We start from the raw sequence: 7,846 nt of genomic DNA on the forward strand, positions 1-7,846 counted from the left end.
TGCTTTGTCTGCTTTCTTCCTGATTATACTCTCCCCGTAGTAACAAAAGAGGGATCATTTTTGAGAAAAAAGCATAATTGCAAGTATCTTGATAAGGCATTTTGTAAGTAAGCAATGTTCTACTCTTTCACCCCGATGACATCCGATAGAGTAGTCAATAAATCTGTGGTTGTGTAGGGCTTAGATATAAATCTGTTTGCACCAGCCACAATCGCTTGTTGCTCATTGGCGGGTAAGCCACTAGAGGCAATAATCTTGACTTTGGGGTTGATGGTGCGTAGAGTGCGGATGGCGGTTAATCCGTCTATGTTGGGCATAACCATATCTAGCAAGACAACACTGATTTCTGGTTGATATTCGACATAGAGCGCGATCGCCTCAATGCCATCGTTAGCTACCAAAATTCTATAGTTATAATCCGCTAGGGCTTCTTGTGCAGTTTGTTGGATGATAGTTTCATCATCGACAACTAAAATCAACTCGCCATTACCTCTAGGCAATTCTGTTTTTGCTATGGTCTCGGTTGCTGTTCCTTTTCCTCTGAGTAAGAACACCTGAAATTCTGTGCCTTGACCTACCTGACTTGCCACTTCTACGAAACCACCGTGGTTCTTGACGATACCTAAAACCGTTGATAGTCCTAGCCCTGTACCTTTACCGACTTCTTTCGTGGTAAAAAAGGGATCAAATATGCGTTCTAAGATTTCTGGCGGAATTCCTGTGCCTGTATCTGAGATGGTGACAACAATGTAGTCTCCGACTTCCGACTCTAGGTGCATTCGGGCATAGGTAGAGTCGATTACCCGATTGGTGGCAGTGATGGTAAGCTTACCACCATTGGGCATAGCGTCACGGGCATTGACTGCCAAGTTCATGAACACCTGTTCTAATTGGGTGGGATCAGCTTGCACCATCCACAAGGTGTTTGTCGGAATATCAGTAATGATTTCAATGGATTTAGGAAATGTCTGTTGGATGACTTTGGCTAATTCTTTGAGCAAATGCCCAGGTTGCAGGAGGATGCGTTGACCTTCGGTACCACGGGCAAAGGTGAGAATTTGTTTTACTAAATCAGAGCCACGCTTGGAGCTGGTTTCTAGAGTTTTGAACAGTTCTTGAGTCCTTGTATCCACATTTTTACATCTGGAAGGCAACAGTTGAGCAATCATCACAATGGGAGCAAATACATTATTGAGGTCATGGGCAATGCCACTGGCTAGAGTGCCGATACTTTCCAACCGTTGAACGCGGTAAAATTGTAGCTCTAGTTGTTTTTTCTCAGTGATGTTGGTGTTAACTACTAAGATTGATGGGAAATCTCCGAATTGATTGTGTACCAGTGTCCACCGACTAGCAACAATAATTTCTTGAGCATTTTTGGTGGTTTGCTCTAATTCTCCATGCCAAGAACCTTGTTCGAGAGTGGTTGTTACAGCTGCTTCCAATTGAGACGAGGATTCTTTATGGAAAAGTTCATGGGCTAATTTCCCCACAGTTTCCTCTGCTGTCCAACCGTATAAGTTTTCCGCCCCTCGACTCCAGAACAATATGCGGTTTGCTAAATCACAGACAAAAATGGCATCTGTCGCAACATTAATTAAAGCTGCTTGTTGACGGATTTGCTCTTGGGCTTGTTTGCGCTCTGTTATATCTGTGGAAACACCACAAATCGCATAGGGTTCACCAGTCGCATCGCAGAGGGGAAACTTGACAGTTAAGTAAGTGTGTAGCCCATCCTCAAATTGAATTTCTTCCTCAAACTGCACAGGAGTCCTAGAAGAGAGAACATCTTGATCATTTATACTTAAGGATTGAGCAGTTTTAGGAGAAAAGATTTTTACATTAGTTTTATTTTTGACTTGCTCTCGTGTCAGGTGGTTGATTCTTTCAAATTCGGAATTCACCAGAATATGCCGTCCCTGCATATCCTTAACATAGATAACAGCAGGGCAATTATCTATAATCGCCTGTAGCCTTTGATTACTTTCTCTGACAGCTTCCTCAGCGTTTTTACGCTCAGTAATGTCCATATTCACCCCAATCATCTGGAGTGGCTCACCCGTGATGGCATCGTATAATACTTGACCTTTACATAATGACCAACCAACTGTACCATCTGGGTAAAGAAACCGGAATTCGATATCATGGGGTACTCGCTGGTCAATGGCTCGCAACACTGATTGATGCAGCAACTCTCGGTCTTCAGGATGGACAATGAGATTTAAAAAATTTTCATAGCTGACATCAAACGTATCAGGGGTCAAACCAAATAAAGAAAACAGATGATCAGACCAGATAACTTCATTGGTTTGCAGATTCCAGTCCCAAGTACCAGTATTACCAGCCCAGAGTGCTAGTTTTAGCCGTTGCTCGCTTTTTTGCAGTTTTGCCTCAGCTTGTTTGCGTTCTGTAATGTCCTGATGCACTCCAATCATCCGGATTGGTTTCCCAACGTCATCGTAGAAGACGTTTCCTTTGCCACTTGCCCAGTGTACTGTACCATCAAGCCACACTACCCGAAACTCGACATTACAAATGGTATTTTGATCAATAGACTGCATCAGGTGTTGTTCTACAAATTCTCGGTCTTCAGGGTGGATGAAATTTACAAATGATTCAAACCTGTTGTTGAATGTCTGGGGATCGATATTAAATAAAGAGCACATACTCTCAGACCAGACCACCTCATTAGTTTGCAGATTCCAGTCCCACATACCTGTGCTGCTGGCTGAGAGTGCCAGTTGTAGCCGTTGCTCGCTGTTTTGCAGATTTGCTTTAGCCTGCTGGCGATCGCTCATATCCCGGATGATGGAAAGATGACGATGTGGTATAAAATTGGCAACCGCCGCAAATTCTGTTGCTCTTACTGTACCGTTGGGACAATGCAATTGAAACTCGCCCGACATTTGTTTTTGTTCACGGAACTGTTGCCAAGCTTGGGTAAAGTTAAATTCTGGTGCGGCAAAATCCCCAATTGTCGAGGCTAAAAGTTCTTCCCTAGATACACCAAATAATTCGCAAGCTGCTGCATTGACATCCACATAACGTCCCTCATCATCCGCAATCAGGATCGCATCCACAGCGTGATCAAATAAGGCTTGCAACTGCTGTTCACGCTGTCGTAGACGTGTATTAGATTGCATTAGTTCGGCTGTCCGCTCCGCCACCCGCAACTCTAATTCTTGTTGAGTTTGGCGCAGTGATTCCTCAACTTGGTGGCGTTGTTTGATTTCTGCTTCTAACTGCTGGTTGGTTTGCTGGAGTTGACATGTTTGCTCTGCAACTTTGGCTTCTAAGGCTTGGATGACGTTGACTATTTCTAGAGGATCAAGCACTTGCAGGAGATTGGTTTGTGTCACTAGTCCTTGCATTTGGCCTTGTTCACCAACCAGGACTAATCGTCGCACCCCTCGCGCTTGCATCAACAGATTAACAGTCCACAAAGATTCACGGGGACTAATACTGAATACAGGGGAACTCATCACAGTTTGCGCTGGGGTTTGGGCGATATCTAGTCCCTGTAACTGGACTTTGAGAATATCTTTCTCCGTAATCATTCCCACAGGAATCAGTTTTGTCTCTTGCGGTGCGACAATGACAACACAACTGATCCGGCGATCGCTCATCATCTGAGATAATTTCAACACAGATGTAGTTGGCAGTGCATGAATAATTTCCGTTACCATCACCTCTGTTACACATCGCAGTTTCAGCAGATGCGCTGGTTGAACCACCTGACGTATTCTGTCTTGAGTAATCAAGCCTAACAATTGTCCTTGCTCATCTACCACAGGCAAATGGCGAATGTGATGCTGGCGCATGAAAGCTAGAGCGGTGAGAGCGTTTTGAGCCGCAGCCTGTGTCAAGCTAATGACTGGCTGAGTCATCACCTCGGAAATTTTTTTCCTGGATATATCTACCCCTAAGCCAGTGAGCCTGACTACATCCCGTAGAGTGAATATACCTACTAACTTTTTTTTCTCAACTACTAAAGCACAACTACTAAAATTAGATGCAGAACCTATTGTACATCTGCTTACCGGATTCATGAGAGCAATTACATCAACGAGCAGAGTATCCGGTAACACAGTTAAAGGGTAACATTCCATTACCTGCTCTATGGTAGGTAAATCCACAGGATAAAGTGATGGCATTAGTTAAGTGTTTTCGTGAAAGCAATAAAAAAGTGATATTAAAAATCTGAACAGCACAAAATCAGCTTAAAAAATATGGATATTCAGTCCAGATGACAAAATTTAGCTTTTTTCTCAAATCACAGTTCTGATGTTAATTTTGGCTAATATACTGAGATATTATTTTGTGATTTTTATAATTTTTTTATGATTAAAATGTCTTAAATTGATTATATAACTATTTACAAAATACAAACTAAGCAACTCTAGGAGTTAATTTCTTCCCAAGGATTGTTACAGTATAAAAAATATCAAAGTTTTGAAAGTTAATGTAGTTCGCTCCGTATTTAGCTTTTAATAAAAAAAATCTATTTTAATTAGTTAAAATTTGATTAATATAGGAATCCGATTTGATTTCTGTTGGCGTAGCCTGCGCTTACGCATAAAATTCTCAGTATCAGTAGGGTGGACATTGCCCAACGGCTCATGGTTTTGGTGGGCAATGCCCAACGCCACTTCCTCTAAGCCGGAAAACCCGTAAGAGGTTATTTATAAAGAAAAAATAAAATTACTGTAGGGTGTGTTAGGCGCTGATTTCCCAGATGATTGGTCACAAAATAAATATCCTCGCGCCTAACGCACCATCCGTGAGGCGGTGCGTTACGGCTAAATTTTCTTGTCTTTCCGTCCCGAATCCTTTCATAGCCGTAACACACCCTACTTAAGATTTACTTTATAAATAGTCTCTAAGAGCGCAGTGGCTCCTCTACGTATATTTCAAAAATCAAGTATGAGTCCTAATAGTTATGAAAAAAAACGTCAGTATCTAGTGGTTTCACTAGTTGTAAAAAGAGCTAAAATTTTTGCCTAATCCTAGTTTAGCAAGCTAGTGTAATCGCTAATCGCTTGCTGCTGCTTTTAGTAGAAAATGCCGTGATCTTCCACTATCACGACATCCAAGGGTGGTCGCGGTTTTCTCCTCTAGCTAACCAATCCCATAAGGATATATTTTAATTTTTATTAGCAGGGCATTAGCGTAACTACTAACTTTTTCAGTTACTACGTAATAGAGACGCAATTGTCGCGTCTCTACACTTTTTCAACGATTAACTGATGACTGATGAAGATTCAGGGCATACTCCCTAAACCTTTCTAAATCAGCTTGAATTGTCGATTCCACAGCTTTACCCAAAAACAAATTATCCATGATTTTGCCTAGAAAGCCAGGGATAGCATAGGAAATAGTCATCTTGACAATACTATGACCGTGGCGATCGTAAAAGCGGATAGCGCCTTGATTGGGTAGACCATCAATCGATTCCCATTGAATAATTTGGTTGGTAATAACCTTGGTAATGCGGGATTTCCAGGTAAATTCCAGTCCACCAGTATTGAGTTTCCAAAGTGATAGATCAGGATTTTCTGGTGGAACTTTTACAGAGTCAATCCACTTCATCCACTTAGGCATTTGTTCTAAGTCAGCCCATAACCCCCATACTAAATCTATGGGGGCTTCCACTTCTACCTGTACGCTATGTTCTAGCCAGTTAGACATTCTATTTCGGATTTGAGATTTGATTAGATTAGCAGCTCTAACTCTATTTTTTAATATTATCTAGGATGACTTTTGCCGCCCTTCGTCCTGAAATTGTTGCTCCTTCCATGCTGTCGATGTAGTCTTGCTGCGTATAACTACCTGCTAGAAAGAAGTTGGCTACGGGAGTTTTTTGGTCAGGACGGTAAACATCCATACCTGGGGCTTCTCGATAGAGAGATTGGGCTAGTTTGACTACACTGTACCAAGTCATGTTTAGCTCCCGTGATGAGGGGAACAGTTCATATACTTGTTTAAGGACGTGTTGGGCGATCGCTTCGTTACTTTCTTTGATAAATGGATCTCCTGGTGTCAATACCAGTTGCAACAACGACCCTTGACCTTGACGATAATAATCACTAGGACTAGTCAAAGCCAAATCAGCAAAACAAGAAAAATCAGCATCTGCGGTATATAGCAAATTATCTAACCCGGCAGCCTCTTTTAGCTGTTTGCGTTTATTTTCATCTTGCAGTTCTGTTACCCAGCCATCAAATCTCATCTGCACAGTGGCAACGGGTACTGCATCTAATTTATAAATATTATCGAATTCTGACCATTTCCGCCATTCTTGAGGTAAAACTCGTTGTATTCCAGGGATATCGCAAGCACAAACGTAGGCATCTGCGGTAATTTCTTCTACTTCATCACCTTTGGCTACTACTATGCCAGTGACGCGAGTTTGCCCTTCTGCTTCAGCATACTTAATTTCGCGTACTTGTCGGCGAGTATAAACTTTTGTTCCCCTCGCTTCTAAATATTTCAGAATAGGTTGATGTAAATATTCATCGGGCGAACCTTCCAACATTCGCAGTACGGAGGCCTCGCTTCTAACTGCGAAAAATTGGAAGATTGTTAACATACAACGGGCGGAGATATTTTCACAGTCAATAAATCCCAAGGCATAGGCAATGGGGTTCCACATCCGTTTGATGCTACCATTACTACCGCCGTGACTGCGAAACCAATCGGCAAAGCTAATTTTATCTAGGTTGCGGATGGTTTTCATTGCCCCTTCAAAGTCTACTAATCCACGCACAATGGGGCTTGTACCTAGAGCGATCGCATTTTGTAGTTTATCCTGTAATGAGAGTTGAGAGGTGGTAAAAAACGCCTTCAACCCGTTGAAGGGCGCACCTGTGAAGAAACGAAAATCCAAAGCACCTGTCCGTCCCCCTTTGTTAACAAAGGTGTGGGTATGTTCTTTGAGGCGTAAATGGGAAAACGCCCCCACCTTATTCATGAGTTCAAATAGTTGGTAGTAGCACCCGAAAAAAACGTGCAAACCCATTTCAACATGATTGCCATCGCCATCAATCCAACTGCCAACTTTACCACCGATAAACGGACGGGATTCAAAAATTTGGACTTCACAGCCAGCATCAGCTAAATCTATAGCGGTTGCTAGCCCAGCCAATCCCGCTCCTACGATTGCAACGCGCATTCCGTTCTTCCTTCTTCAGCTTCTTTACAAATTGTAACTGGCTTGGTGTCGGAATTTGCTAGTTATATAAATTTCAGCAGTGTATTGAAAGATAACAAAGTCATGCACCTGATGATCAATAAGCTTTTATTACTCCTTTTGATTCTGGTTATGAGAAACACTTGACTTGAAGTGTGCATATTCCAGTAAACTAACTTTCGTTAGTAAAAGCAGACTAAAAAAGCATCATAGATGTTTGTTGAGTAGTCATATAGATGTAGTCGTAAATGTGCAGCAAAAAAATTACAACACCTCCTACCGACTTGTTTCTTTGCTGTCATCTGATACAGGTAAACTTCTAATCAGTTCCCGAATCACATCAGTTGCTGGTCTACCTGTCTGTTGACAATATTTTTCCAGTTTTTCTGCTTCCTGTGCTGCTAAGTTGACAGTTATGCGTTTAACGGCCCATTTTTTATTAGTCATTATCATGCTATTTGCTGTGTATTGACATCATCAAAAACAACTTAATCAAAGATGAAGACGATAAGATTATCAGAATTTGTGTCACGAAACAAGCGATACCGTTGATGATAAAAATGTCTCTTTTGTCAAATTATTCATCGTTCTTCCTGAAAATATAACCCTCATTTGTCACTCTAAGCAGAGGAAAATACAAAATCAGAGTGAGTCAGG

General features: G+C 41.8%; 4 protein-coding genes. All 4 read right to left on the reverse strand.

Annotation, left to right across the window (positions count from 1 at the left end; all coding sequences use genetic code 11):
* Positions 1–119: 119 nt before the first annotated feature.
* The 4 genes from ACM5QX_RS28950 to ACM5QX_RS28965 all read right to left on the reverse strand — a co-directional run bounded on the left by ACM5QX_RS28950 (position 120) and on the right by ACM5QX_RS28965 (position 7,642).
* Complete coding sequence (locus tag ACM5QX_RS28950; protein ID WP_414756663.1) at positions 120–4,154, reverse strand: PAS domain S-box protein; 4,035 nt, start codon at positions 4,152–4,154, stop codon at positions 120–122.
* A 1,078-nt stretch (positions 4,155–5,232) separates the two neighbouring features.
* Positions 5,233–5,688 carry an SRPBCC family protein gene (locus ACM5QX_RS28955; protein WP_011317088.1) on the reverse strand — a complete coding sequence of 152 codons (456 nt, stop codon included), beginning with the start codon at positions 5,686–5,688 and terminating at the stop codon, positions 5,233–5,235.
* A 43-nt stretch (positions 5,689–5,731) separates the two neighbouring features.
* Positions 5,732–7,171, reverse strand: coding sequence for a 9,9'-di-cis-zeta-carotene desaturase (gene zds, locus ACM5QX_RS28960; protein ID WP_414756664.1), 1,440 nt, complete (start codon positions 7,169–7,171; stop codon positions 5,732–5,734).
* A gap of 294 nt (positions 7,172–7,465) precedes the next feature.
* Positions 7,466–7,642, reverse strand: coding sequence for a ribbon-helix-helix protein, CopG family (locus ACM5QX_RS28965; RefSeq protein WP_011317090.1), 177 nt, complete (start codon positions 7,640–7,642; stop codon positions 7,466–7,468).
* Positions 7,643–7,846: the final 204 nt, after the last annotated feature.

Origin of the sequence: Anabaena sp. CCY 9910, assembly GCF_963920875.1 — a bacterium.
Taxonomy (GTDB): Bacteria; Cyanobacteriota; Cyanobacteriia; order Cyanobacteriales; family Nostocaceae; genus Trichormus; species Trichormus variabilis.